Raw genomic sequence first — 26,278 nt, 5'->3', positions numbered from 1 at the left:
CCGCTCACACTGATAAAAGGAGAGCCCGTACTCCGGGCGGTTATCTGATGCTCTATCGCCGTTTCGAACAACTGATCGACATATTCCGTGACGCGCCTACGGCATCTCCGCCGGACCGTGTACTGCCCTTCTATACCTATTACCTGAAGCAGGTCTGGCCGAGTTTCGCCGCCCTGCTGATCGTCGGCCTGTTCGGTGCCCTGATCGAAGTGGCGCTGTTCAGCTACCTGAGCCGCATCATCGACCTTGCCCAAGGCACGCCGAACGTCGACTTCTTCAAGGTGCATGGCGCGGAACTGGCGTGGATGGCCGTGGTGGCCCTGCTCCTGCGACCGCTGTTCCTGGCCCTGCACGACATGCTGGTGCACCAGACCCTGAGCCCGAGCATGACCAGCCTCATCCGCTGGCAGAACCACAGTTACGTGCTCAAGCAGAGCCTGAATTTCTTCCAGAACGACTTCGCCGGGCGCATCGCCCAGCGCATCATGCAGACCGGCAACTCGCTGCGTGATTCCGCGGTGCAGGCGGTGGATGCGTTGTGGCACGTGCTGATCTATGCGATCAGCTCGCTGGTGCTGTTCGCCGAAGCCGACTGGCGCCTGATGATCCCGCTGCTGACGTGGATCGCCGCCTACATCGGCGCGCTCTACTACTTCGTGCCACGGGTCAAGGACCGCTCCGTCGCCGCTTCCGACGCACGCTCGAAACTGATGGGGCGCATCGTCGACGGCTACACCAACATCGCCACCCTGAAGCTGTTCGCCCACACCAACTTCGAACAACACTACGCCCGCGAGGCGATCCAGGAACAGACCGAAAAAGCCCAACTGGCCGGCCGCGTAGTCACCAGCATGGACGTGGCCATCACCACCATGAACGGCCTGCTGATCGTCGGCACTACGGGGCTGGCCCTGTGGCTGTGGACGCAATCGGTGATCAGCGTCGGCGCCATCGCCCTGGCCACCGGCCTGGTGATCCGCATCGTCAACATGTCCGGCTGGATCATGTGGGTGGTCACCGGGATTTTCGAGAACATCGGCATGGTCCAGGACGGTCTGCAGACCATCTCGCAACCGGTCAGCGTCACCGATCACGAGCAGGCCAAACCGCTGGCCGTGGCCCGTGGCGAAGTGCGTTTCGAGCACGTGGATTTTCACTACGGCAAGAAGAAAGGCATCATCGGCGACCTCAACCTGACCATCAAACCCGGCGAGAAAATCGGCCTGATCGGCCCGTCCGGCGCCGGCAAATCGACCCTGGTCAACCTGCTGCTGCGGCTGTACGACGTCGAGGGCGGGCGGATCCTGATCGACGGCCAGAACATCGCCGAGGTCGGCCAGGAAAGCCTGCGTGCGCGGATCGGCATGATCACCCAGGACACGTCGCTGCTGCACCGTTCGATCCGCGACAACTTGCTGTACGGCAAGCCTGACGCCACCGATGCCGAACTCTGGGAAGCGGTGCGCAAGGCCCGGGCCGACGAGTTCATCCCGCTGCTGTCGGATGCCGAGGGGCGCACAGGCTTCGATGCCCATGTCGGCGAGCGCGGTGTCAAACTGTCCGGCGGCCAGCGCCAGCGGATCGCGATAGCGCGGGTGCTGCTCAAGGACGCGCCGATCCTGATCATGGACGAAGCGACCTCGGCACTGGACTCGGAAGTCGAAGCCGCTATCCAGGAAAGCCTGGAAACCCTGATGCAGGGCAAGACCGTGATCGCCATCGCCCACCGCCTCTCGACCATTGCCCGCATGGACCGGCTGGTGGTGCTGGAGAACGGCCGGATCGCCGAAACCGGCAACCATGCCGAACTGCTGGCCCATGGCGGATTGTACGCACGGTTGTGGGCGCACCAGACCGGAGGGTTTGTCGGCATCGACTGATCCGGCACGAAACGCAAAAACCGCCACAGCCCTTCCACCACGGGCTCTGGCGGTTTTTTCATGGCTGCTGGAAATCCCCGCATTCCCTGCTGTACTCAGCGAAGGCTCTGGAGATGAACCTGTCGTAATTGCAAGGAAGCACAACTCGATGCAGTCTCGATAGCGCGTCTATCAAGGACTCTCTCATGTCTCTGTTAAAACGTTCAGCCACGGAGTTGTTGGGTACGTTCTGGTTGGTGCTGGGTGGTTGCGGCAGTGCGGTGATCGCCGCGTCCTCCCCTGTGGGGATCGGCGTGCTGGGGGTGGCCCTGGCGTTTGGCCTGACGGTGCTGACCATGGCGTTTGCCATCGGCCACATCAGCGGCTGTCATCTCAACCCGGCCGTGTCGGTCGGTCTGGTCGTCGGTGGTCGGTTCCCGGCCAAAGAACTGCCCGCCTACATCATCGCCCAGGTGATCGGCGGGATTCTGGCAGCAGCACTGCTGTATCACATCGCCAGCGGCAAGGAGGGTTTCGACATCGCCGCCGGCCTTGCTTCAAACGGTTATGGCGAGCACTCGCCGGGCAAATACTCCATGGCCTCCGGCTTCATCACCGAACTGGTCATGACCGCGATGTTCGTGGTGATCATCCTCGGCGCCACCGACAAACGCGCCCCTGCGGGACTGGCACCGATCGCCATCGGCCTGGCCCTGACACTGATCCACCTGATCTCGATTCCGGTGACCAACACCTCGGTCAATCCGGCCCGCAGCACGGGCCCGGCGCTGATGGTCGGCGGCTGGGCGATCGCGCAGTTGTGGATGTTCTGGGTCGCGCCGCTGCTGGGCGCGGTGGTGGGCGGCGTGGTCTATCGCTGGCTGGGCAAGGAAGACAGTTGAAGGCAGAAGAGGCGAGGATCAGGCTTGCCTATATGGCAAGGCGCTCCTCGCCTCTTCCGCGTAAGCCAGTACACCGGCGCGTTCCTGCTGAAGAAAATCCTTCACGGCGGCTTTCAGGCCGGGATGACGCAGGTAGTGCCAGGAATGGGTGATCACCGGTTCGAAGCCGCGAATCAGTTTGTGTTCGCCCTGGGCGCCGGCGTCGAAACGTTGATAACCCTGGGCAATCGCGTAATCCATGCCCTGATAAAAACAGGTTTCGAAATGCAGCCGGTCGTACTCGGCCAGGCATCCCCAGTAACGCCCGTAAAAACTGTCGCCCCCCACAAGACTGAACGCCATCGCCACAGGCCTTGACCCCTGTTTGGCCAATACGACACGAATCGATTCCGGCATGCGCTCGGCCAGCAGACTGAAGAACTCTCGCGTGAGATACGGCGCCTGACGGCGCACCGCATAAGTGTTGGCGTAGCAGGCGTAGACAAAATCCCACTGCGCTTCGTCCAGCTCGCGGCCTTCCAGCCATTCGAATTCGAAGCCCTGCCCCGCCACTTGCTCGCGCTCCTTGCGCATCTGCTTGCGCTTGCGCGAACTGAGCACGTCGAGAAAGTCCTGGAAGTCGCGATAGCCGCGATTCTGCCAGTGATACTGACAGCCGATGCGTTGCAGCCAGCCCGGCTGCTCGGCCATGGCGGCGTCGGTGAAGGCATCGGTGAAGTTGATGTGGGCGCCGGAGAGTTCTTCGATCTCCAGGTAACCCGGCAGGCTCTTGAGCAGTTCGAAGCCATCCTCGACATTCGCCGCCAACAGGCGCGGCCCGGTGACCGGGCTGAACGGCACCGCACTCAAAAACTTGGGGTAGTAATCGATGCCGGCACGGGCGCAGGCATCGGCCCAACCGTGATCGAAGACGTATTCGCCGTAGGAATGCCACTTGCGATAACCGGGCAGCGCCGCGATCAGACGACCGTCTTCGACGTGCAGCAAATGCTCCACCTGCCAGCCGGTGTGCGGGCCGACACTGCCGCTGTCTTCCAGCGCGCCGAGGAAGGCATGGCGTAGAAACGGCTGGTTGTCCGGCACCAGTGCATCCCAGAGTGCCGGTTCGATTTCCGACAGTTTTTGCAGGCGCTGCAACGGCATTTTCCTCTCCACTTTTTGCCCTGAAAGCCTCGCGAGTATCGCTGATCGGCCCGGTCTTGCCCACGTCCGATTGCGCGACAGCGCTCTAGATCAATAGTTCACGCAAGTTTTGTATCGTCATCAACCTGCCATCACCGTGCCACTGCTCTGTCATAAACCATCGCGATACTGGCGCCTGTTTTTAGAGCGCCGGGTTCTACCCGGACACAGTTTTCCGACGTTCAAATCGTCGGTTGTGCCCAGGATGGTTCAGCCATCCCTCTCATCTTCGGAGATTGCTATGCGTCTTGCTTCCACGAAAACTGCGGCGGCCCTGTGCGGTGGCCTGTTGCTGGCCATGAGTGTTCCGGCCAGTGCCGCAGTCGACGCCAAACTGCTCGACATGCTCAAGGCTAACGGTTCCATCACCCAGGCGCAGTACGTAGAACTGCAAACCGAACTGGCCCAGGATCAGAAGGCCCAGCAAATCGCGCAGCAGGCGCAGCAAGAGACCAACGAGCAAATCGCGGCAACCGCGAAGAAAACCAACGAGCTGAGCAGCTTCGACCAGAAGCTGGCCTGGGCTGCCAAGACCCAGTTCAAGGGTGACGTACGTTTCCGTCAGGAAACCGTGAAGAACGACGGCGTACCGAACGCCAAGGACCAGGACCGTCAGCGCATTCGTGCCCGTCTGGGTGCCTACACCGAAATCAACCCGCAGGTTGATACCGGTATCCGTATCGCCACCGGCAGCAGCGATGACGCCCGCTCCACCAACCAGGACCTGAACAACTACTTCGACAAGAAGCAGATCTGGCTCGACCAGGGTTATGTCGACTACCACCCTGACGCCATCAAGAACCTGCACCTGATCGCCGGCAAGATGAACCAGCCTTGGGTGAGCATGGGCGACATCATCTGGGACAGCGACATCAACCCGGAAGGTCTGGCCGTCACCTACAAGTACCCGCTGAACGGCAGCGCCGAACTGTTCGGTAGCGCCGGTCACTACACCCTCAAGGACAACGTCGACGGCGAAGGCGTGCAGTTCAAGCATGACCTGCGTCTGTACGCTGGTCAGTTGGGCGGTCGCTTCGCACTGACCGACAGCCTGAAACTGACCCTGGGCGGCAGCATCTACTCCTACGACAACGACAAGGACAGCGCCTGCCCTACCAGCGGCACCGTTACTGCGCCATGCGCCCTGGCCGTCAACGGCAACAGCCCGAACGAAACCTTCAAACTGTATGAAGGCTTCGGTCAGCTGGACATCGCCAACCTGCCGGTTCCGCTGTCGATCTACGGTCAGTACGTGAACAACAACGACGCCAGCAACGATCAGGACACTGGCTGGCTGGCCGGTGTGAAGACCAAGGTTTACGGCTTCGGCATCGATTACAACTACCGCGACGTACAGCGTAACGCGGTGGTGGGTGCCTTCACCGACTCCGACTTCGCCAACGGCTACACCGGTTCCCGCGGCAGCAAGCTGAAAGTGAGCTACGAGCTGGACAAGAACTTCACCCTCGGCGCCACCTACTTCATGGCTAACTCGGACTACACCAACGCCAGCCTGAAGAAGACCGACTCCGACATCAACACCCTGCAACTGGATGCCGAAGCCAAGTTCTAACACCTCAGTGACAAGCTTCAGGCAACCAGTGAATGCCTCATTTGTAGCCTGAAGCTGATTTTCTCCTACAGCCCGGCCCCGCAGCAGCGATCCCCATCATCCGTTCGCTGCTGTTACGCCGGGCTGTTTTTTGCCTCAGGAATTATCTTTGCGGCGCTGCGCCGCCAGCCGCTCGGCCAACGCATCCACACCCTCATCCGGTTTCTCCGGCATCACCCGCAATGTCGCCTGCATCAGCCGCATCTGGCGAATGAAACGCCGGCAATTGGGGCAGAACATCAGGTGATGACGCACCATCAGCTTCTCGCGAAAGCTCAACTGGCCATCGAGATAATCGCTGGATCGTGCCACTTGCTCCTTGCAGGTCAACATTCGCCTGTCTCCTCAAAATGTTCCACGGTCGCGAAGACCTTCAAACGTGCCCGGTGCAGCAGCACACGGACATTGGAGAGCGAGATCTCCAGAAGATTACAGATCTCTTCCAGCTCCAGGCCCTGACGCTCGCGCAGCAACAGCACACTGCTTTGCAGTTCTGACAGGCTGAGCAGCGTGTGTTCCAGGCATTCGCGCAGTTCATTTTCGGTCAGCAGCGCTTCGGGCGTGTCCTGATGCCAGGCGAACGGTGCGACCAGCCAGTGGCCGTCGCCGGGGGAAAAACGATCATCGTCGATGGTGCCGTGGGGCGATGGCAGATCATCCATCAGCACTTCGCGACGGTTCTGCTTGTAGCGGCCCTTGGCCGAGTTGGCGGTGATGGTCAGCAGCCAGGTCTTAAGGCTGGAGCGCCCTTCGAAGCTGCCGATATGGCGCACCACCGACAGCCAGGCGTCCTGCACCACTTCCTCGACATGACGCTGACCGACAATGGCATAGGCCACCGCGCGCATGGCGCTTTGGTAGGTGGTGACCAATTCCTTGAAAGCCTTTTGCTCACCAGCCAGCAAACGTGCCAGCAGTTGGGTGTCATCAGCCGCCATCCATCAATCCCCTTGTCCTGACTTCGAAAATGATAACGGCAGGATGGCGCGCAACACACCATCCTGCCGTCAACGTCGAAAATTACAGCGTTATAGCTGATCAGGCTGTAGGAAAGATCAGCGCGGTTAAGAGGAAATTAACCTCAATCTCAACGCTTGCGCAGAATCACGCTACCAATGGAGTAGCCGGCGCCAAACGAACTCAGCACCGCCAGCGAACCGGCCGCCAGATCGTCCTGATATTTGTGGAACGCGATCACGGAACCGGCGGAGCTGGTGTTGGCGTAGGTGTCGAGAATCACCGGTGCTTCTTCTTCGGTGGCTTCGCGGCCCAGCAGCTTGCGCACGATCAGGTGGTTCATGCTCAGGTTGGCCTGGTGCAGCCAGAAGCGTTTCACGTCACCGACGTTGAGCTTGTTCTCTTCCAGGTGTTCACCGATCAGCTCGGCCACCATCGGGCACACGTCCTTGAACACCTTTCGGCCTTCCTGCACGAACAGTTTGTCGCGGGCACCGATGCCTTCTTCCGCTGCACGGTTGAGGAAGCCGAAGTTGTTGCGGATGTTGTTGGAGAACTTGGTCAGCAGTTTGGTGCTGACCACGTCGAACTGGTGCTTCGACGTTGCCGTATCGGCACGCTCGATGACGACGGCGGTAGCGGCGTCACCGAAAATGAAGTGGCTGTCGCGGTCACGGAAGTTCAGGTGACCGGTGCAGACTTCCGGGTTGACCATCAGGATCGCCCGGGCCTGGCCCAGTTGCACGGTGTTGGCGGCTTGCTGGATGCCGAAGGTCGCCGACGAGCAGGCAACGTTCATGTCGAAACCGAAACCCTGGATGCCCAGTGCTTCCTGGACTTCGATGGCGATGGCCGGATAGGCGCGTTGCAGGTTGGAGCAGGCGACGATCACGCCGTCGATGTCGGCGGCGGTCTTGCCGGCACGCTGCAGGGCTTGCTCGGCAGCACCGATGGCCATCTGGCAAAGCACCGACCATTCGTCGTTGGAACGCTCCGGCAGGCGTGGTGCCATGCGTTGCGGATCAAGGATGCCGTCCTTGTCCATGACAAAGCGGCTCTTGATGCCGGAAGCTTTTTCGATGAACGCGGCGCTGGATTCGGTGAGAGCCTGGATCTCGCCGCTGGCGATGGCGTCAGCGTTGTCCGCGTTGAACTGCGCGACGTAGGTATTGAAAGACTGCACCAGCTCTTCGTTGGAGATGCTGTTGGCCGGGGTATACAGGCCGGTGCCGCTGATGACGACGTTATGCATGGTCGTTTCTCTAATCTGTTCAGGCAGAAAGTGCTGGCACCGACGTGCCAACACGCAAAGGGTCTTTTCCCATCCAGGGGACGCAAAAACCTGGCATCGCTTTATTCCGACCTCGCCCGCGGCTGACAAGGCTCAAAACCGCGGGGCCGGCGTTTATAGGCGCGAAGTTTGCCATAAACCTTGGCATTTGGCGCCTTTTGCAGGATCGGAGGTCAGGCCTCGACCTGCGTCCACTGTTTGTTCAGGCGCTTGTCGGAGATCGGCACTTTCGTCCCCAACTGCTGGGCGAACAGCGAAACCCGGTACTCCTCCAGCCACCAGCGATACAGCTCGAGCTGCGGATCGCGCTTGCCTTCCTGGGCATGTTTGGCGGCGCGAGTCTGGTATTGCGTCCAGAGGCCGGCGAGTTCGCCGCTCCAGACCCGATCCTTCTGCACCTGGGCGCCAAGCTTCTCGAAACGTTGCTCGACGGCCTTCAGGTAGCGCGGCAACTCCTTGAGCCACAGCATCGGCGTTTCCCGGACGAAGCCCGGATACACCAGATGGCTGAGCTGCAGCTTGATGTCGTTCAGCGCCACTGCCTGGGCCAGGTCGATCTTGCCCTTGAAGCGTTTTTGCAGACCGTGCCAGAGCTTGAGAATTTCCAGGGTCAGACGCGCCACCCGTTCGGCGTGCTCGGTCCAACTGCCACGCTTGCGCTCGGCCAGTGCCGCCAGCCCTGCGCCGTCGCGAGGCAACGGGTCTTCGCCCTCGAGAATGCAGCTGTCGAGGCTGGCCAGCAGAATGTCTTCCACCAGCGCATCGACCCGACCCAGCTCGCGGTACAGCAGGCCCAGTTCGGTCAGTCCCGGCAACTTGCCGCGCAGGAACTTGGCCGGTTCGGCCAGTTGTTGCATCAGCAGACGCTGCAAGGCGCGGCGATGCTGGAACTCGGCTTCGGCCGGGGTCGAGAAGCGCCCTTCCTTGACCGTGCCGCCCTCTTCCACCAGCGCCGGATACACCGTCATCGACAGCCCGGCAATCTTCTGCTGGGTCTTTTCCGCCACCGGCGCGAAGACCTTGGCCTCCACCGGTTGCTGACTTTTCGCACTTTGCGGCACGGCCAACGCGGCCTGGCTGGCTTCGGCGAAACGCGCGGTCAGCTCTGCCAGATCCCGGCCTTCGCCGAGGAACTTGCCTTGGCCGTCGACGATTTCCAGGTTCATCCGCAAATGACTTTCAACCTGCTGCGCCGCTTCGGCCCAGGCTTCGTCGCTGACCCGCGCACCGGTCATGCGCAGCAGTTCACGGCCCAGCGCTTGCGGCAACGAACCTTCGGCGAACGTCATGCGTTGCAACGCAGCCTTGATAAAGTCCGGCACCGGCACGAAGTTCTTGCGCAGGGCCTTGGGCAGGTTACGCACCAGCGCAATGCACTTGGCCTCGATCAGCCCCGGCACCAGCCATTCCAGACGTTCCGGCGGCAGCATCGGCAACAGCGGCGCCGGCACACGCAGGGTCACGCCATCGCGCGGGTGATTCGGTTCGAAGTGGTAACTCAGGGCCAGTTCCAGATCGCCGATGTGCAGGGTGTCCGGATAGTGCTGGGCGGTGACTTCGCTGGCTTCGCGGGCCAGCACGTCTTCTTCGCGCATGATCAGCAGTTGCGGATCTTTCTGGCTGTTGACCCGATACCAGCTGTCGAAGGTCGCGGTCTGGTGGATCTCCGCCGGCAGTCGCGCATCGTAGAACGCGTAGAGGGTTTCCTCGTCGGCCAGAATGTCCCGTCGACGGGCCTTGGCTTCCAGTTCGTCGAGTTGTTCCAGCAATTGCTTGTTGGCAGTCAGGCACTTGGCCCGGGACTGAATCTCGCCCCGCACCAGGCCTTCGCGGATGAACAGTTCTCGCGAAACCACAGGATCCACCGGGCCGTAATGCACCGGTCGGCGACCAACCACAATCAGCCCGAACAGAGTGATCTGTTCGAACGCGACGACCTGGCCGCGCTTCTTCTCCCAGTGCGGTTCGAAGTGGTTCTTCTTGATCAGATGCCCGGCCAGCGGCTCGATCCAGTCGGCGTCGATCTTCGCCACCATCCGCGCGTAGAGCTTGGTGGTTTCCACCAGTTCGGCAGTCATCACCCACTGCGGGCGCTTCTTGCCGATGCCCGACGACGGGTGAATCCAGAAGCGCCGCTGACGGGCACCAAGGTAGTCGCCGTCCTCGGTTTTCTGGCCGATCTGGCTGAGCAGGCCGACGAGCACAGCCTTGTGCAGTTTCGGATAGTCCGCCGGCTCTTTATTCAGGCTCAACTGCAAGTCGCGGCAGATCAGGCTCAACTGGCGATGGGAATCACGCCACTCTCGCAAGCGCAGGTAGTTGAGGAAATTCTTGCGGCACCAGTTGCGCAGTGGATTGGCGGTCAACGCCTGGCGCTGTTCTTCGAAGCCACGCCACAGATTGACCAGCGCCGCGAAGTCCGAATCGGCGTCCTTCCACTGCGCATGGGCCTGATCGGCGGCTTGCTGACGCTCCGGCGGACGCTCGCGCGGATCCTGAATCGACATGGCACTGGCGACGATCAGCACTTCCTGCAAGCTGCCGAGTTTCGCCGCTTCGAGCAGCATCCGGCCCATGCGGGGGTCCACCGGCAGGCGCGCCAATTGGCGGCCGAGCGGCGTCAGCTGACTGTTGCGATCAACCGCTGACAGCTCTTGCAGCAGGTTGAAACCGTCGCTGATCGCCTTGCCGTCCGGCGGCTCGATGAACGGGAACGCGGTGATCTCGCCGAGGCGCAGATGCAGCATCTGCAAGATCACGGCTGCAAGGTTGGTGCGCAGGATTTCCGGATCGGTAAATTCCGGGCGACCGAGGAAATCCTCTTCGCTGTACAGGCGCACGCAGATGCCCGGTTCGACCCGGCCGCAACGACCTTTACGCTGGTTGGCACTGGCCTGGGAAATCGCTTCGATCGGCAGGCGCTGGACCTTGGCGCGGTAGCTGTAGCGGCTGATGCGTGCGGTGCCGCTGTCGATCACGTAACGGATGCCCGGCACGGTCAGCGAGGTTTCGGCGACGTTGGTCGCCAGCACCACACGACGGCCGGGGTGGGACTGGAAAATCCGCTGCTGCTCGGCCGGCGACAGGCGCGCGTACAACGGCAGGATTTCGGTGTGCTTGAGCTGCGCCTTGCGCAGCATGTCGGCGGCGTCGCGAATCTCGCGTTCGCCGGGCAGGAACACCAGCACGTCGCCAGGGCTGCGGCGCTCGCTGCGCTCGTAAGCGGCGATTTCGTCAAGGGTGGCGAGGATCGCCTGATCCACGGTCAGGTCGTCTTCGACGCGGTTGCCCTCTTCGTCCTGCTCAAGCGTCAGCGGGCGATACCAGGTTTCCACCGGGAAGGTGCGGCCGGACACCTCGACAATCGGCGCATCGTCGAAATGTTTGGAGAAACGCTCCAGATCGATGGTCGCGGAGGTGATGATGACTTTCAGGTCCGGACGACGCGGCAGCAGGGTTTTCAGGTAACCCAGCAGGAAGTCGATGTTGAGGCTGCGTTCGTGGGCTTCGTCGACGATGATCGTGTCGTAGCGCTCGAGGTAGCGGTCGTTCTGGGTTTCCGCCAGCAGGATGCCGTCGGTCATCAGTTTGATCAGGGTGTTCGAATCGCTTTGGTCTTCGAAGCGCACCTGATAGCCGACCAGCGCGCCCAGCGGTGTGCCGAGCTCTTCGGCGACCCGGCTGGCCACGCTGCGCGCCGCAATCCGACGCGGCTGGGTGTGGCCGATCAGGCCATGCTGGCCCCGGCCGATTTCCAGACAGATTTTCGGCAACTGGGTGGTTTTACCCGAGCCGGTTTCGCCGGCGATGATCAGCACCTGGTGCTTTTCCAGGGCCTTCTTGATTTCGTCACGCTTGGCCGCAATCGGCAGGCTGTCGTCGTAACGGATCACCGGCAGGCTGGCCTTGCGCGCCAGTACCTGATCGCAGGACGCCTGCATGCGCGCCACCCACTGGGCCAGCTTGGCATCGTCGGGCTTCTTGCGCAGCTCAAGCAACTGCCGCCGCAGCCGGTGGCGGTCGGCGAGCATGGCGTGATCGAGGTTTTTCAGCAGTTTGTCGATGGAGGGCGATTCGTCGGTCATCGGGTACGCAATTCGGTCGTCTAGTGGCGCAAGGACGCGATTGTCGCAGAAAAGCAGCTACAAGCGCCAAGCTACAAGCCGCAAGTTGAAAGCGGGACCTGTAGCTTGCTGCTTGCGGTGGCTTTACTCGTTATCCAGGCCCTTGCGCCGATACGGGAAGACATCGATGACTTTTCCGGCCCGGATCGCCTCCTGCAACCCCTTCCAGTAATCGGCGTTGTACAGCTCGCCATGCAACTGATCGAACAGCTTTCGCTGCTTCGCATCGGCAAACAGAAACGGCGGAAACTCCTCGGGAAACACATCCAGCGGCCCGATCGAATACCAAGGCTCAGAGGCCATTTCGTCCTCCGGCGTACGCGGTGCCGGGATATGGCGAAAGTTGGCCTCGGTGAGGAAGCAGATCTCGTCGTAGTCGTAGAACACCACCCGGCCATGGCGGGTGACGCCGAAGTTCTTCAGCAGCATGTCGCCGGGGAAGATGTTGGCTGCCGCCAGTTGCTTGATCGCCAGCCCGTAATCCTCCAGCGCTTCACGCACCTGGGCTTCGTTGGCGTTGTCCAGATACAGGTTCAGCGGGGTCATCCGGCGTTCGGTCCAGCAGTGGCGGATCAGCACGGTTTCGCCTTCCAGCGACACCGTGGACGGCGCGACCTCCAGCAATTCCGCCAGACACGCCGGATCGAACTTGCTCATCGGGAAACGGAAATCGGCGAACTCCTGGGTATCGGCCATGCGCCCGACGCGGTCGACGCTTTTTACCAGTCGGTACTTTTCGATCACCGTGGCGCGGTCGACGTTTTTCGACGGTGAGAAGCGGTCCTTGATGATCTTGAACACGGTGTTGAAACCCGGCAGCGTGAATACGCTCATGACCATGCCGCGCACGCCCGGGGCCATGATGAACTGGTCGTCGGTGTTGGCCAGGTGATTGATCAGCGCGCGATAAAACTCGGATTTTCCGTGCTTGTAGAAACCGATCGAGGTGTACAGCTCGGCGATGTGCTTGCCCGGCAGGATGCGCTTGAGGAAACCGATGAACTCCGCCGGCACCGGCACATCCACCATGAAGTACGAGCGGGTGAACGAGAAGATGATCGACACGTCGGCTTCGTCGGTAATCAGCGCATCGATCTGAATCCCGCGTCCCTCGCGGTGCAGCAGCGGAATCACCAGCGGCCACTGGTCGTCGTTGGTGTAGATGCGCCCCACCAGATAGGCGCCCTTGTTGCGGTACAGCACCGAGGAAAACAGCTCGACGCTCAGTTCCGGGTCCTTGCACACCCAGTCCGGCAGGTTCTCGCGCAGTTGCGCTTCAAGGCGCTGCAGATCCCGGGGCAGATCGGCGTAATCCTCGCTGAATCGGTAATCGGCAAAGATGCTCGCGAGCATGCCGGACAACTGCCCTTGCGGTTTGTAGGTGCGGGTTTGCGCGGCCCGGGCGCGGCGCAGGCTTGGCCGGGTGGTGTGGATGAACATGCAGCCGTCGCTGATCAGGTCGTGGCTGAACAGGCCGCAGAAAATCGAGTTGTACCAGGTCTCGGAGAGCTCATCGTCGAAGCGCAGGTCGATGATGCTGATGTAGGCGCTTTTCACCAACGGCCAGCAACTGACTTCCATCAGCGTGTCCGGCTCGAAATACTCACGCAGGCGCGCGACGGTTTCGCCGACCTTGTCTTCGTAGAGGTTGATCCGCGCCGCCGACGCAGTTTGCGTGTCCTGCCAGCGCGCCTGCTCGAAACGCTCCCGGGCGCCGTCGGTGATCCGCCGGAAATGCTCGCGGTAATCATCAAAGCCATCGAGGATCATGCGGGCGATGTCGGTGGCTGGCCATTGCTGCGGCATAGATGAGACCTCTGCGGGAATTGAAGAATCTGTGCTCGAAGGCCTGAGCTTAGCCACGGAACCGGGGGCAGGAGAAGCGTAATTTCTGCCAAATCCGCGACCGGGTTGTACAACGACACAGTTTTTATCAAAGTTTTTTTAATCGACCGTTCGGTCAGCAAACACGCCCATCAGTCTTTCTCTCCGTTCGGCGCCAGCCCGCGAGTTCTCTGGGTTTCGGATCCAATCAAGCAGCGACATCTCTATTCCGAGGCTTTGCCCGGCCTGTGCATTCCCGCCCATCGCCCGTGACCTCGATTGCGCAGCGACCTTACCAAGGTGATGGCACTTTGATATACAGCCTGCCATCACCCGCCTCACAACAAGATCCTCGGCCCACAAGGACGCCCTCTTTCTCAACGATCAAGGAGCACATTAATGTCTATCCGGAATCTGCGCATAGGTTTGCGCGCCAGTTTGAGTTTTGCCGTTCTGGCCAGCCTGCTGATGGTGGTGGGCCTGTTCGGTCTGGGCCAGATGAAAGCCCTGCGTGAAAGCGCAGCGGTGATCGAAGAATCGTGGATGCCCAGCATCGAAAGCATTCATGACGCAGCGGCGAACATCGCCAGCATCCGCCTCGAATCCCTGCGCCTGATCACCAGTACCCAGGCCGCTGTGCGCGAACGCAGCAAGGGCATCCTCACGGCGCAGCGTCAGGAGTTGCTCAAGCGCCTTGACGATCACAAAGCCCTGCTCGCCAACGATCAGGAACGGGCGATGCTTGAAGGATTGAGCGCCGATACCGCCAAGTACCTGAGCATCCTCGACCAGATCATCAAACAGATCGACGCCGGGCAGAACGATCAGGCCTACACGCGGCTGACCACTGAACTGGCGCCTCAGGGCAGCGTGCTCGACAAGACCCTTGAGCAAATGATCACCCTCAATCAGCAAGGCGCCGATGCCGCCGCAAAATCCGCTGCCGCGACCTATCAGCAGTCACTGTGGATCGTCGCGACAATCATTGTCATCGCCCTGATCGCCACCTTGCTGCTGGCGTGGCTGCTGACCCGCAGCATCACCGCGCCGATCAATCAGGCGCTGAACGTGGCGCGGCGGATTGCCTCCGGTGACCTCAGCGGCCGCATCGACAGCGATGGCCGGGATGAGGCGGCACAGTTGCTCACCGCGCTGGCCGAGATGCAGGGCAATCTGCGCTCGACCATTCGCGGTATCAGCGAGTCGGCCCAACAGCTGGCCTCCGCCGCCGAGGAAATGAGCTCGGTGATGGAGCAAAGCACCCGTGGCCTGCAACAGCAGAACGACCAGATCGAACAGGCCGCCACGGCCGTCACCGAGATGAGCACGGCGGTGGATGAAGTCGCGGCCAACGCCGTGTCCAGCGCCGAAGCGTCCGAAGCCTCGAACGAGGACAGCAAGCACGGGCATGTGCAGGTCAGCGAGACCATCAGTTCGATTCAGGAACTGGTGAGCGCGGTGCTCGGTGCGTCCGAACAGGCCGAGGGCCTGGCGACCCAGGCCCAGGACATCAGCAAGGTGCTGGAAGTGATTCGCGGCATCGCCGGCCAGACCAACCTGCTGGCGCTCAATGCCGCCATTGAAGCGGCGCGGGCCGGCGAGGCCGGGCGCGGGTTTGCGGTGGTCGCCGATGAAGTCCGTTCGCTGGCCCAGCGCACGCAGAATTCCACCGAAGAAATCGAGCTGATGATCAGCAGCATCCAGCAAGGCACTGGTGCCACCGTCGGCGCGTTGCAAAGCAGCGCCGAGCAGGCCAGCCAGACCCTGCGCCGGGCCAACAGCGCCGGCCATGCACTGGAGAAAATCACCGCGTCGATCTCGCAGATCAACCAGCGCAACCTGGTGATTGCCAGCGCCGCCGAACAACAGGCGCTGGTAGCCCGGGAAGTCGATGAAAACCTGGTGACCATCCGTGACCTGTCCACGCAAACTGCCGCTGGCGCCACCCAGACCTCTGCCGCCAGTCAGGAACTGTCGCGCCTGGCCGTCGACCTCAACGGGCTGGTGACGCGCTTCGTGCTCTGACGGGGAAATTAAATGCCCGATTAGCGGTTGCCATCGTCAGGGCGCTCGGCAACACTCTCGTCCCCATCAAGGAAGGAGTTACCCGTGAGCCCTGTCGATATTTTCCGCATGTTGTCGCTGGCTGCGATCTGGGGTGCGAGCTTCCTGTTCATGCGCATCATCGCCCCCGCGATCGGCACCGTTCCGACCGGTTTTTTCCGGGTCTCGATCGCGGCGGTCGGTTTGTTGGTGATCCTTGGCCTGATGCGTATCAGCTGGGATTTCAAAGGCAAACTCAAGACCGTGATGATGCTGGGGGTGATCAACTCCGGCGTTCCGGCCACCCTGTATTCCGTTGCGGCGCAGGTGCTGCCCGCCGGGTACTCCGCAATCTTCAATGCCACCACGCCGCTGATGGGCGTGTTGATCGGCGGGCTGTTCTTCAGTGAAAAACTCACGGTGGCCAAACTGGCCGGGGTGTTTCTTGGCCTGCTCGGCGTGGGCGTGCTGACCCGCGCCGGCCCGGTCGCTTTCGACCTGCCGCTGTTGATGGGTGCCGTCGCCTGCCTGCTCGCAACGACCTGCTACGGCTTCGCCGGTTTCCTCGCCCGGCGCTGGCTGGATCAGGCCGGCGGGCTCGACAGCCGTCTTTCGGCGCTGGGCAGCATGCTCGGTGCGACACTGTTCCTGTTGCCGCTGTTCGGCTACAGCGTCATCACCCAGCCACCCGTGAGCTGGGGCGGCTGGAACGTCTGGCTGTCGCTGCTGGGCCTGGGTCTGGGCTGTACCGCGTTTGCCTACATCATCTACTTCCGCCTGCTGAGTTCCATCGGGCCGGTGAAGTCGATGACCGTGACTTTCATGATCCCGCCGTTCGGCGTGTTGTGGGGCGCGCTGTTTCTCGACGAACCGCTGTCGATGGCCCATGTGTATGGCGGGGTGTTGATCGCGATTGCGTTGTGGCTGGTACTGAAGCCGGCGGCGGTGAAACCGGCAGAAGTCGCGACTCGCTGATCGACAGATGCAAAAAGGCCCGGGAGTTTCCTCCCGGGCCTTTTTCATTTTTGGCTGTTATTCCGACTTACGGAACACGAATACCAGACCGACGATGATCAACAGCATTCCCAACACGCTCAACGCGGCCAGGCGATTGCCGAAGATCAGGTAGTCCATTACCGCGGTCACGGCCGGCACCAGATAGAACAGACTGGTGACATTCACCAGATTGCCCCGGGCGATCAGTCGATACAGCAGCAAGGTTGCCAGCACCGACACCACCAAACCCATCCACAGCACCGGCACGATGAAACCGGCACTGTGCTCGAAGTGGAACGGCTGGAACGGCACGAAGATCCCGCACAGCAACAGCCCGGCCAGATACTGCACCGGCAGCGTGCCAAGGGGATTGTCAGTGATGCGTTTCTGCATGATCGAGCCGAACGTCATGCTCGCCAATGCCAACAAACCGAACAGCATCCCCGCCAGCGACATCCCGGCCAGGCCGATGCCCTGGTAAACCACCATGATCAGACCGGCCAGTCCCAGCGCCAGACCGAAGATGCGGCTCGCCGAGCGCTGTCGTTCCATGATCACCACGGTGAGGATCGGCTGTACGCCCATGATGGTCGCCATCACCCCGGGGGTGACCTTCAGATCCAGCGCCAGCAGATAAAAGATCTGATAAGCACCCAACAGCACCACCCCGGTAGCCATCGCATACAGCATCGGCCGGCCGCCCTTGGGCAGTTTCAGCTTGAGCAACGGCACCAGCAGCACCAGCCCGCACAGGGCAATCACAAAACGCATCAGCAGAAAGGCAAAGGGTGAAGCGTGGGCCAGCCCCCACTTGGAGAAGATCGCCCCGCTGCTCCACAGCAGAACGAACAGGCTCGTGGACGCCGCCGCGAGCGCGGACTTTTTCGAAAGGACAAACATGAATACCACCTGTAGTCAGGCAAATAGCCAACTCAGCCGAAGCTGAAATTCAGTAGGTTTTTTCAGGCGGGCACAGGGGTCAGCAAAAAACGCTGATCAGCCCGAAACGCCAACACCCGGCGGTGATACGACTGCGCACACCGGCGTGCTACTGACAGGTGGGGGGTAATGGCTGATCTGCACAGGCTGCTGATTCCCGCACGGCACGACGCCAGCGTTGACCGCTGAATCGACTACCGCGTTGATGAGGGATGCAGGCATCTGGGCTGATCTTTTTTGAAGGGTTGAAAGGTGAGCCGTAGAACTCACGAGCGCCGACTATAACCAGCCTGCGACATGGATTGCAATGAGTTGGGCAAAGGGCCGCTAGCGACAGGCTGAGAGCAGGCGCATAGGCTCGTTTGTTATTGCAACGTCCATAGTGGAGGCACCATGAAAGCTGTCGTTGAAAACAAAGCATCAGACGCCAAACTTGTAAAGGCCAAAGGTAAGCGCTCTTCTGGAGAGTTATCTGAAAAGGAGCTACTCCGAATTAGAGAGACATTGGCTAATCCAGCAGTGGAAGAGCCAGGGGGTGTTCTCGCCGGCGCGTCGTTTACCTTTCCCTCATAAAAAAACCGCTCACAAGGAGCGGTTTTTTTACACGCCTGCATCCAGCCTCAACCGAACAGCCAATACCCCAGCAACGTCAACAACACCACCGCCAGCACCGGCCGCATCACGCGGTAGGCCTTTGGATTGCGGCGCTTCCACTGCTTGACCACGCCGCTGAACCGGTCGCTGAAGTTCTTGGTCCAGGCATAGGCCTGGTTGATCCCGCCGACGCGTTCGTCGTCGAGGTTCTGCGGTGCGGTGGCACGGCCCAGCCAGGCGCTGATGGAGCGGTTGATGCGGGTCATGAGGCGGTTGCTCAGCGGACGCTCGACGTCACAGAACAGGATGACGCGGGTCTGTTCGGTTTCGTTCTTGACCCAGTGCACGTAGGTCTCGTCGAACATCACGTCCTCACCGTCGCGCCAGGCGTAAACCTGACCGTCGACGAAGATCCGGCAATCGTCGGAGTTCGGCGTCGACAGGCCCAAGTGATAACGCAGGGAACCGGCGAACGGATCACGGTGCGGGTTCAAATGGCTGCCGCCCGGCAACAGCGCGAACATCGCGCCCTTGACGTTGGGAATGGCACTGACCAGCGCCACGGTTTTCGGGCACAGGGTCTCTGCCGAAGGCAGCGGTTTGTCATACCACTTGAGGTAGAAACGCTTCCAGCCCTTCTTGAAGAACGAACCGAAACCGGCGTCGTTATTCTTCTCGGCAGCGCGAATATAACCCTCGTCGAACAGGTGCATCGCTTCGTCGCGGATGGTTTCCCAGTTGTCGCGCAGCACGTCCAGTTCCGGGAACTTGCTGCGGTCCAGGTACGGTTTGGACGGCACACCGGAAAACAGGTACATCAAGGCGTTGTACGGAGCGAACAGCGCCGAATGGTTGACGAACTGGCGCAGCACCGGCAAACGCGCCTTGCCGCGCAAATGCACGTAGAGGATGCTGCTCACGAACAGCAGCAACACCAACACCTTGGCGGCCAACGAAAAGGTCATCAACGACTCCTTGAAAAAAGACAACGCCACGCCATGTCATTTACCCGACATGGCGGCCGGCCATGATAAACACTACCGGCTCCGGGAAAAACCCGCCCGACCCAAGATTCAGTGTTAAGAATTGCGCAACAAAGCACTAATTAACATAACGAGCCTGAACCCTGGCTGACCTGAATCAACGGGACGCTTACTGCTGATTCTCCTGATCGGTGAACAGATCGCTGAACAACATGCTCGACAGATAACGCTCACCGGAATCCGGCAGTACCACCACGATGGTCTTGCCCTGCATTTCCGGGGTTTCTGCCAGGCGCACCGCGACAGCCATCGCCGCACCGCAGGAAATGCCGCACAAGATCCCTTCTTCCTGCATCAGGCGCAACGCCATGACCTTGGACTCTTCGTCGGTCACGCGCTCGACCCGATCCACCATCGACAAATCCAGGTTCTTCGGCACAAAACCAGCGCCAATGCCCTGAATCTTGTGCGGGCTCGGCTTGATCTCTTCACCGGCCAGGGCCTGAGTGATCACCGGCGAAGATACGGGCTCCACCGCCACCGAGAGAATCGGTTTGCCCGCCGTATTCTTGATATACCGCGAGACACCGGTGATGGTTCCGCCAGTGCCAACGCCCGCCACCAAGACGTCGATGGCACCGTCGGTGTCATTCCAGATTTCCGGGCCGGTGGTTTTTTCGTGAATGGCCGGGTTGGCCGGGTTATCGAACTGGGCCGGCATGAAGTATTTGCCCGGGTCGCCAGCAACGATCTCGGCAGCCTTTTCGATTGCGCCTTTCATGCCCTTGGCTGGCTCGGTCAGCACCAGCTCTGCGCCCAATGCCTTGAGCACCTTGCGCCGTTCGATGCTCATCGAGGCCGGCATGGTCAGCATCAACTTGTATCCGCGAGCGGCCGCCACGAAAGCCAGGCCGATGCCGGTATTGCCCGAAGTCGGCTCTACGATGGTCATGCCCGGCTTGAGTTTGCCGCTGCTTTCGGCGTCCCAGATCATGTTCGCGCCGATCCGGCACTTCACCGAGTAACCCGGGTTGCGACCTTCGATCTTGGCCAGAATGGTCACGCCACGGGGCGCAATGCGATTGATCTGTACCAGCGGCGTATTGCCGATGGAATGGGCGTTGTCAGCAAAAATACGGCTCATGGCTGGGTCCTTGTGCAGCGTTGAATTCAGCTCTCCAAGGTAAGCCTGTTGCTCTTGCCAGTCCAGTCGGGTCGAACGTCTGCAACCGCCGACAGTCAATCGCTTTACACCCGCTCGGGAATTGCCGCCATGAAGCGTCGCTACCGCTGGCCGTTGTGGATCCTCGCCACTGTCGTTGTACTGCTGATCGCCCTGCACATCGCCCTGCCGTACATCGTGCGCGACTATCTGAATGACAAGCTGGCCAACATGGGCGACTACCGCGGGCAGGTCACCGACGTCGATCTGGCGCTGTGGCGTGGCGCGTACAAGATTAACGGACTGAAGATCGTCAAGGTCGACGGCAAGGTGCCAGTGCCATTCGTCAACGCACCGTTGATCGACCTGTCAGTTAGCTGGCATTCGCTGTGGTACGACCATGCGGTGGTGGCACAGGTGAAGTTCTTCAAACCAGAGGTCAATTTCGTCGATGGCGGTGCCAACAAACAGAACTCCCAGACCGGTAAAGGCACCGACTGGCGCGCGCAGCTGGGCAAGTTGCTGCCGATCACCCTCGACGAAGTGCAGATCAACGACGGCCGCATCAGTTTCCGCAACTTCAATTCCAAACCGCCGGTGAACATGAACGCCACCAACGTCGAGGCGAGCATTTACAACCTGACCAACGTAGTCGACACCAAGGGCAAACGCGATGCCCGCTTCGAAGGCAAGGCACTGCTGCTCGGTCAGGCGCCGCTGGAAACCTCCGCCACGTTCGACCCGCTGAGCAACTTCGAGGATTTCGAATTTCGCCTGCGTGCCCGCGACCTCGAACTCAAGCGCATGAACGACTTCGCCTCGGCCTACGGCAAATTCGACTTCAACGCCGGCCACGGCGACGTGGTCATCGAGGCCCAGGCCAAAAAAGCCCAGCTCACTGGCTACATCAAGCCGTTACTGCGCGACGTTGAAGTGTTCAACTGGCAGCAGGATGTGGAAAACAAAAACAAAAGCATCTTCCGCTCAGTCTGGGAGGCACTGGTCGGTGGTACTGAAACCGTGCTGAAAAACCAGGCCAAAAACCAGTTCGCAACCAAGGTCGAACTCAGCGGCAGCGTCCATCAGCAAGATATCAGCGCGTTCGAAGCGTTTTTGCAGATTTTGCGCAATGGATTCATCCAGGCATTCAATGCCCGGTATGAGCGGCCGAAGCCGGATGCGGGTTAGCGCACTTGTTCAACTGGCCCTCGGCCGAAACCGAGTCAACATGTGACGCCCCATTCAGAGACTGAATAAGCCGTCTGCGTTCACAGTCGACCGGGCCGCGCGTTATAGTCGGGCATCCGATTATTTCGCCCCCGCCCTGCCCGTTCAGGTCGGCGTTACCGTTCGAGGATTAGCAGATGAAGTTCGAAGGCACCCAGGCCTACGTCGCCACCGATGACCTGAAGCTGGCGGTCAACGCCGCCATCACCCTGGAGCGGCCGCTGCTGGTCAAGGGCGAGCCGGGCACCGGCAAGACCATGCTCGCCGAGCAACTGGCCGAATCGTTCGGCGCCAAGCTGATCACCTGGCACATCAAGTCCACCACCAAGGCCCATCAGGGTCTGTACGAGTACGATGCGGTCAGCCGTCTGCGCGACTCGCAACTGGGCAATGAAAAAGTCCACGACGTGCGCAACTACCTGAAGAAGGGCAAGCTCTGGGAGGCGTTCGAGTCCGAAGAGCGCGTGATTCTGCTGATCGACGAAATCGACAAGGCCGACATCGAGTTCCCCAACGACCTGCTGCAAGAACTCGACAAGATGGAGTTCTACGTTTACGAAATCGACGAGACGATCAAGGCCAAGAAACGTCCGATCATCATCATTACCTCCAACAACGAGAAAGAGCTGCCGGACGCCTTCCTGCGCCGCTGCTTCTTCCACTACATCGCCTTCCCCGACCGCACCACCCTGCAGAAAATCGTCGATGTTCACTACCCGGACATCAAGAAAGATCTGGTCAGCGAAGCGCTGGACGTGTTCTTCGACGTGCGCAAGGTGCCGGGCCTTAAGAAAAAGCCATCGACCTCCGAGCTGGTCGACTGGCTGAAACTGCTGATGGCCGACAACATCGGCGAAGCGGTGCTGCGCGAACGCGATCCGACCAAGGCCATCCCGCCGCTGGCCGGCGCGCTGGTGAAGAACGAACAGGACGTGCAACTGCTTGAGCGCCTGGCGTTCATGAGCCGTCGCGGCACCCGCTAAGAGGCTGACGCCATGTTGCTCAACCTGTTCAATGAAATGCGTGCAGCCAAGGTGCCAGTGTCGGTGCGCGAGCTGCTCGACCTGATCAACGCGCTGAAACAGCGCGTGACCTTCGCCGACATGGACGAGTTCTACTACTTGTCCCGGGCGATCCTGGTGAAGGACGAACGGCATTTCGACAAGTTCGACCGGGCGTTCGGCGCCTACTTCAACGGCCTGGAAAAGCTCGACGATCACTTGCAGGCGCTGATTCCCGAAGACTGGCTGCGCAAGGAATTCGAGCGCTCGCTGACCGACGAAGAACGCGCGCAGATCCAGTCCCTCGGCGGCCTCGACAAGCTGATCGAAGAGTTCAAGAAACGTCTGGAAGAACAGAAGGAACGTCACGCCGGCGGCAACAAATGGATCGGCACCGGCGGCACCAGCCCGTTCGGCTCCGGTGGCTTCAACCCGGAAGGCATCCGGGTCGGCGACGCCGGCAAGCGCCAGGGCAAAGCGGTGAAAGTCTGGGATCAGCGCGAGTACAAGAACCTCGACGACTCCGTGGAACTCGGCACCCGCAACATCAAGGTCGCCCTGCGCCGCCTGCGCAAGTTCGCTCGCCAGGGCGCGGCGGAAGAGCTGGATATCGACGGCACCATCGACCACACCGCCAAGGATGCCGGCCTGCTGAACATCCAGATGCGCCCGGAACGGCGCAACACGGTGAAGCTGTTGCTGCTGTTCGACATCGGCGGTTCGATGGACGCCCACGTGAAGATCTGCGAGGAACTGTTCTCGGCCTGCAAGACCGAGTTCAAGCATCTGGAGTACTTCTACTTCCACAACTTCATTTATGAATCGGTGTGGAAGAACAACATGCGCCGCACCTCCGAGCGCACCTCGACCCAGGACCTGCTGCACAAGTACGGCGCCGACTACAAAGTGATCTTCATCGGCGACGCCGCCATGGCGCCTTATGAAATCACCCAGGCCGGCGGCAGCGTCGAGCACTGGAACGAAGAGCCGGGTTACGTGTGGATGCAGCGCTTCATGGAGAAGTACAAGAAGCTCATCTGGATCAACCCGTACCCGAAAGACACCTGGGGCTACACCTCGTCGACCAACATCGTGCGGGATTTGATCGAGGATCAGATGTATCCGCTGACCCTGCGCGGGCTGGAAGAAGGGATGCGGTTTCTGTCCAAGTAATCCGCAATGGCTCCCCCGCCAACGGCGGGGGAACGATCAAAAGCGCTTCAGATACTCGATATGCTCCCGGTGCGCGACGTCCTGCACCACCGGGCGCAATCTGACCTTGGCTCCCGGCAGACACTGCGCCAGTCGCGCCAGCGCCAACGGCGTCAACGCGCCCAATCGCGGATAGCCTCCAATGGTCTGCCGATCATTGAGCAACACGATCGGCTGCCCGTCCGGCGGTACCTGCACCGCCCCCAGCGGAATGCCCTCGGAAATCATCGGCTGGCCCTGATACTGCAACGCCGTCCCCAATAGACGAATACCCATGCGGTCGGCACGACTGTCCAGCGTCCAATGACTGTTGAACGCGTCGAACAGGCTCTGCCCGCTGAACTGACCAATCTGCGCGCCGAGCACCAGATCCAGCGGCGCATCGAGGCGCAGATCCGGTCGATGCTGTGCCGGTACCTCGCGCACCAGCAGGGTTTCACCCTGATAATCCAGCGAAGCGCCCTTGGTCAGCGGCAAGCCAAAACCATCGAGACCACCAAGTTCCTCGCGCACCACCGTGGCACTGCTGCCCAATACTTTCGGCGCAGTGAAACCACCGGGCGCCGCCAGATAGGCCCGAGCTCCCAGCAATGGCTGGGTTAACTTCAAGGTCTGCCCTTTATGCAGCTTGAAACTGCGCCACGGCGTCAGCGCCTCACCGTCAATCTGCGCGCCCAGATCGGCACCGGCCAGCGCCAGCAGACAATCCTCTTGCGCCACCACCGCAAACCCGCCGAGGGTGATTTCGATCACCGGCAGATCCAGGCCATTGCCCAGCAGCCAGTTGGCCCAGGCCATCGACCGCCAGTCCGCCGCTCCGCCCTGGGTCACACCCAGATGGCGCACGCCAAAGCGCCCGGAGTCCTGCAACAGGCACAGCGGTGTGCTCGCTTCAATCGTCAGTCGGCTCATGCCAGGGCCTCCAGAGGCGTGTCATCACCGCCGAGGTTGATGAATTCTGCATGGCTCACCGCTTCGAAACGCACGGTATCGCCGGGCTGCATCAGGCTGTAGCCATCGCGCTCGCGGTCGAACAGTTTTGCCGGCGTGCGACCGATCAGGTTCCAGCCACCCGGAGACACCACCGGATACGCTGCGGTCTGGCGCTCGGCGATGCCGACACTGCCGGCGGCGACTTTCTTGCGTGGTGTATTCAGACGCGGTGCCGCCAGGACTTCTTCCACCAGTCCCATGAAGGCAAACCCCGGTGCGAAGCCAAGGGCAAACACCTGATATTCCCGGGCACTGTGACGGCGGATCACTTCCTCCACCGACAACCCGCTGCGTTGCGACAGCAGGCTCAATTCCGGTCCGACACTCAGGTCGTACCACACCGGCAGCACATGACACTGGCCGCCGGCTCGCGCATTCGGCGACAGGTCGATCAAGGCTTCGGCGATCAATTCCCGAGCCTGACCCGGATTCAATGCGGTCAGGTCGTAATGCACCATCAACGTGGTGTACGACGGCACCAGATCGATCAGATGTGCGCCGAACACCGTGCGCAACCGCTCGCTGGCGGCGAGCATCCACGGCATGTTGGCTTCGGCGATTTCATCGAACAGGCGCAGCATCAGGCAATCCAGCGCCACCACTTCCACCCGCGGATTCATGGCGCGCTCTGCTCGTTCAAGGCCTGACGAATACGTTGCACGGCCGCAACCGAACTGGCGTTGTCGCCGTGTACGCACAAAGTGTTGGCTTGCAGGTGCAGCGCGCTGCCGTCGCTGGCGGTCAGGTTGTCGCCACGGGCGATGGTCAGTGCTTGCCCGATGATGGTTTCGGCGTCGTGATGCACCGCGCCCGGCAGTTGTCGCGACACCAGTCGGCCGGCACCGTCGTAGGCACGGTCGGCGAAGGCTTCGAACCACAGGGTCACGCCGTATTCGTCACCAAGTTGCTGGGCTGCCGTGTTGTCACGAGTGGCCATCAGCATCAGCGGCAAGCTGCTGTCGTAGGCCGCGACGGCCTGGATCACCGCCCGCAACTGCACCGGGTTGGCCATCATGTCGTTGTACATCGCGCCGTGGGGTTTGACGTAGCTGACCTTTCCACCCTGGGCACGGCAAATGCCGTCGAGGGCGCCGATCTGGTAATGCAGGATGTCTTGCAGCTCCTGGGCGGTGTAGGCCATGGAACGGCGGCCGAAACCCACCAGATCCTGATAGGCGGGATGCGCGCCGATCTGCACGCCATGGCTCAGGGCCAGGCTGACGGTCTTGCGCATGATGCTCGGGTCGCCGGCGTGGAAACCGCAGGCAATGTTGGCGCAATCGATGAACGGCATGACTTCCGCGTCCAGACCCATGGTCCAGCTGCCGAAGCTCTCGCCGATGTCACAGTTCAATAGCAGGCGGCTCACGGTGAACA

The 26,278-nt window shown here is 60.9% G+C and carries 21 protein-coding genes; 9 read left to right on the top strand and 12 right to left on the bottom strand.

Features of this window, described 5'->3' with window-relative positions:
- Nucleotides 1-47: 47 nt before the first annotated feature.
- Nucleotides 48-1,880, top strand: a complete 1,833-nt coding sequence (locus ACKLNA_RS15315) for an ABC transporter ATP-binding protein (RefSeq protein ID WP_408986328.1) — start codon at nucleotides 48-50, stop codon at nucleotides 1,878-1,880.
- A gap of 185 nt (nucleotides 1,881-2,065) precedes the next feature.
- On the top strand, nucleotides 2,066-2,761 hold the full coding sequence (gene aqpZ, locus ACKLNA_RS15310; RefSeq protein ID WP_408986327.1) for an aquaporin Z: 696 nt from the start codon (nucleotides 2,066-2,068) through the stop codon (nucleotides 2,759-2,761).
- An 18-nt stretch (nucleotides 2,762-2,779) separates the two neighbouring features.
- Here aqpZ and ACKLNA_RS15305 read toward each other — a convergent pair whose 3' ends face one another.
- Complete coding sequence (locus ACKLNA_RS15305; RefSeq protein WP_408986326.1) at nucleotides 2,780-3,904, bottom strand: GNAT family N-acetyltransferase; 1,125 nt, start codon at nucleotides 3,902-3,904, stop codon at nucleotides 2,780-2,782.
- A 280-nt stretch (nucleotides 3,905-4,184) separates the two neighbouring features.
- On the opposite strand from ACKLNA_RS15305, the gene ACKLNA_RS15300 reads away from it, so the two are divergent.
- The gene (locus ACKLNA_RS15300) at nucleotides 4,185-5,516 is read left to right on the top strand and encodes a putative porin (RefSeq protein WP_408986325.1); all 1,332 of its coding nucleotides are present in this window, start codon (nucleotides 4,185-4,187) and stop codon (nucleotides 5,514-5,516) included.
- Between the two features lie 135 nt (nucleotides 5,517-5,651).
- Here the strand turns inward: ACKLNA_RS15300 and ACKLNA_RS15295 are convergent, their stop codons facing one another.
- The 5 genes from ACKLNA_RS15295 to aceK form a co-directional block, all read right to left on the bottom strand.
- Nucleotides 5,652-5,888, bottom strand: coding sequence for an anti-sigma factor (locus ACKLNA_RS15295; RefSeq protein ID WP_248742865.1), 237 nt, complete (start codon nucleotides 5,886-5,888; stop codon nucleotides 5,652-5,654).
- Entirely contained in the window at nucleotides 5,882-6,493 is a 612-nt protein-coding gene (locus tag ACKLNA_RS15290) for an RNA polymerase sigma factor (protein WP_408986324.1), read from the bottom strand. Before ACKLNA_RS15290 ends, ACKLNA_RS15295 begins: the two co-directional genes overlap by 7 nt.
- A gap of 149 nt (nucleotides 6,494-6,642) precedes the next feature.
- Complete coding sequence (locus ACKLNA_RS15285; RefSeq protein ID WP_114881826.1) at nucleotides 6,643-7,764, bottom strand: beta-ketoacyl-ACP synthase III; 1,122 nt, start codon at nucleotides 7,762-7,764, stop codon at nucleotides 6,643-6,645.
- A gap of 212 nt (nucleotides 7,765-7,976) precedes the next feature.
- Nucleotides 7,977-11,888, bottom strand: a complete 3,912-nt coding sequence (gene hrpA / locus ACKLNA_RS15280) for an ATP-dependent RNA helicase HrpA (protein WP_408986323.1) — start codon at nucleotides 11,886-11,888, stop codon at nucleotides 7,977-7,979.
- Nucleotides 11,889-12,011: 123 nt separating this feature from the next.
- Complete coding sequence (gene aceK / locus ACKLNA_RS15275) at nucleotides 12,012-13,733, bottom strand: bifunctional isocitrate dehydrogenase kinase/phosphatase (RefSeq protein ID WP_408986322.1); 1,722 nt, start codon at nucleotides 13,731-13,733, stop codon at nucleotides 12,012-12,014.
- 417 nt (nucleotides 13,734-14,150) lie between these two features.
- Between aceK and ACKLNA_RS15270 the strand changes: the two genes are divergently transcribed.
- A complete protein-coding gene (locus tag ACKLNA_RS15270; RefSeq protein WP_408986321.1) occupies nucleotides 14,151-15,776 on the top strand; it encodes a methyl-accepting chemotaxis protein in 1,626 nt (541 codons plus the stop codon).
- Between the two features lie 84 nt (nucleotides 15,777-15,860).
- Nucleotides 15,861-16,769, top strand: a complete 909-nt coding sequence (locus tag ACKLNA_RS15265; protein WP_408986320.1) for a DMT family transporter — start codon at nucleotides 15,861-15,863, stop codon at nucleotides 16,767-16,769.
- 57 nt (nucleotides 16,770-16,826) lie between these two features.
- On the opposite strand, the gene ACKLNA_RS15260 is transcribed toward ACKLNA_RS15265, so the two are convergent.
- Nucleotides 16,827-17,690: a DMT family transporter gene (locus ACKLNA_RS15260; protein WP_408986319.1), complete on the bottom strand. Its 864-nt coding sequence runs from the start codon at nucleotides 17,688-17,690 to the stop codon at nucleotides 16,827-16,829.
- A gap of 432 nt (nucleotides 17,691-18,122) precedes the next feature.
- On the opposite strand from ACKLNA_RS15260, the gene ACKLNA_RS15255 reads away from it, so the two are divergent.
- Complete coding sequence (locus tag ACKLNA_RS15255; protein ID WP_139831861.1) at nucleotides 18,123-18,302, top strand: hypothetical protein; 180 nt, start codon at nucleotides 18,123-18,125, stop codon at nucleotides 18,300-18,302.
- A 47-nt stretch (nucleotides 18,303-18,349) separates the two neighbouring features.
- On the opposite strand, the gene ACKLNA_RS15250 is transcribed toward ACKLNA_RS15255, so the two are convergent.
- Nucleotides 18,350-19,288, bottom strand: coding sequence for an aspartyl/asparaginyl beta-hydroxylase domain-containing protein (locus ACKLNA_RS15250; RefSeq protein WP_408986318.1), 939 nt, complete (start codon nucleotides 19,286-19,288; stop codon nucleotides 18,350-18,352).
- Between the two features lie 187 nt (nucleotides 19,289-19,475).
- Nucleotides 19,476-20,450 carry a cysteine synthase A gene (cysK, locus tag ACKLNA_RS15245; protein WP_085710303.1) on the bottom strand — a complete coding sequence of 325 codons (975 nt, stop codon included), beginning with the start codon at nucleotides 20,448-20,450 and terminating at the stop codon, nucleotides 19,476-19,478.
- A gap of 129 nt (nucleotides 20,451-20,579) precedes the next feature.
- On the opposite strand from cysK, the gene ACKLNA_RS15240 reads away from it, so the two are divergent.
- The 3 genes from ACKLNA_RS15240 to ACKLNA_RS15230 all read left to right on the top strand — a co-directional run bounded on the left by ACKLNA_RS15240 (nucleotide 20,580) and on the right by ACKLNA_RS15230 (nucleotide 23,869).
- Nucleotides 20,580-21,656: a DUF748 domain-containing protein gene (locus ACKLNA_RS15240; protein ID WP_408986317.1), complete on the top strand. Its 1,077-nt coding sequence runs from the start codon at nucleotides 20,580-20,582 to the stop codon at nucleotides 21,654-21,656.
- A gap of 176 nt (nucleotides 21,657-21,832) precedes the next feature.
- Nucleotides 21,833-22,678, top strand: coding sequence for a MoxR family ATPase (locus ACKLNA_RS15235; protein WP_007911294.1), 846 nt, complete (start codon nucleotides 21,833-21,835; stop codon nucleotides 22,676-22,678).
- A gap of 12 nt (nucleotides 22,679-22,690) precedes the next feature.
- Complete coding sequence (locus ACKLNA_RS15230; protein WP_007956512.1) at nucleotides 22,691-23,869, top strand: VWA domain-containing protein; 1,179 nt, start codon at nucleotides 22,691-22,693, stop codon at nucleotides 23,867-23,869.
- Between the two features lie 36 nt (nucleotides 23,870-23,905).
- On the opposite strand, the gene ACKLNA_RS15225 is transcribed toward ACKLNA_RS15230, so the two are convergent.
- From ACKLNA_RS15225 to ACKLNA_RS15215, 3 genes are read right to left on the bottom strand one after another with little or no spacing between them, the layout of a single operon-like run.
- On the bottom strand, nucleotides 23,906-24,820 hold the full coding sequence (locus tag ACKLNA_RS15225; RefSeq protein WP_408986316.1) for a biotin-dependent carboxyltransferase family protein: 915 nt from the start codon (nucleotides 24,818-24,820) through the stop codon (nucleotides 23,906-23,908).
- Nucleotides 24,817-25,521 (bottom strand): 5-oxoprolinase subunit B family protein, encoded by a 705-nt coding sequence (locus ACKLNA_RS15220; protein WP_408986315.1) that lies wholly within the window; start codon nucleotides 25,519-25,521, stop codon nucleotides 24,817-24,819. The genes ACKLNA_RS15225 and ACKLNA_RS15220 overlap by 4 nt, the downstream gene beginning before the upstream one ends.
- The gene (locus ACKLNA_RS15215) at nucleotides 25,518-26,270 is read right to left on the bottom strand and encodes a 5-oxoprolinase subunit PxpA (RefSeq protein ID WP_408986314.1); all 753 of its coding nucleotides are present in this window, start codon (nucleotides 26,268-26,270) and stop codon (nucleotides 25,518-25,520) included. Before ACKLNA_RS15215 ends, ACKLNA_RS15220 begins: the two co-directional genes overlap by 4 nt.
- Nucleotides 26,271-26,278: the final 8 nt, after the last annotated feature.

Source organism: Pseudomonas sp. UV AK001, assembly GCF_046097675.1.
Lineage (GTDB): Bacteria > Pseudomonadota > Gammaproteobacteria > Pseudomonadales > Pseudomonadaceae > Aquipseudomonas > Aquipseudomonas kribbensis.
Note: the sequence above shows the minus strand (reverse complement) of the source record. Positions and strands in the feature narration are given on the sequence as shown.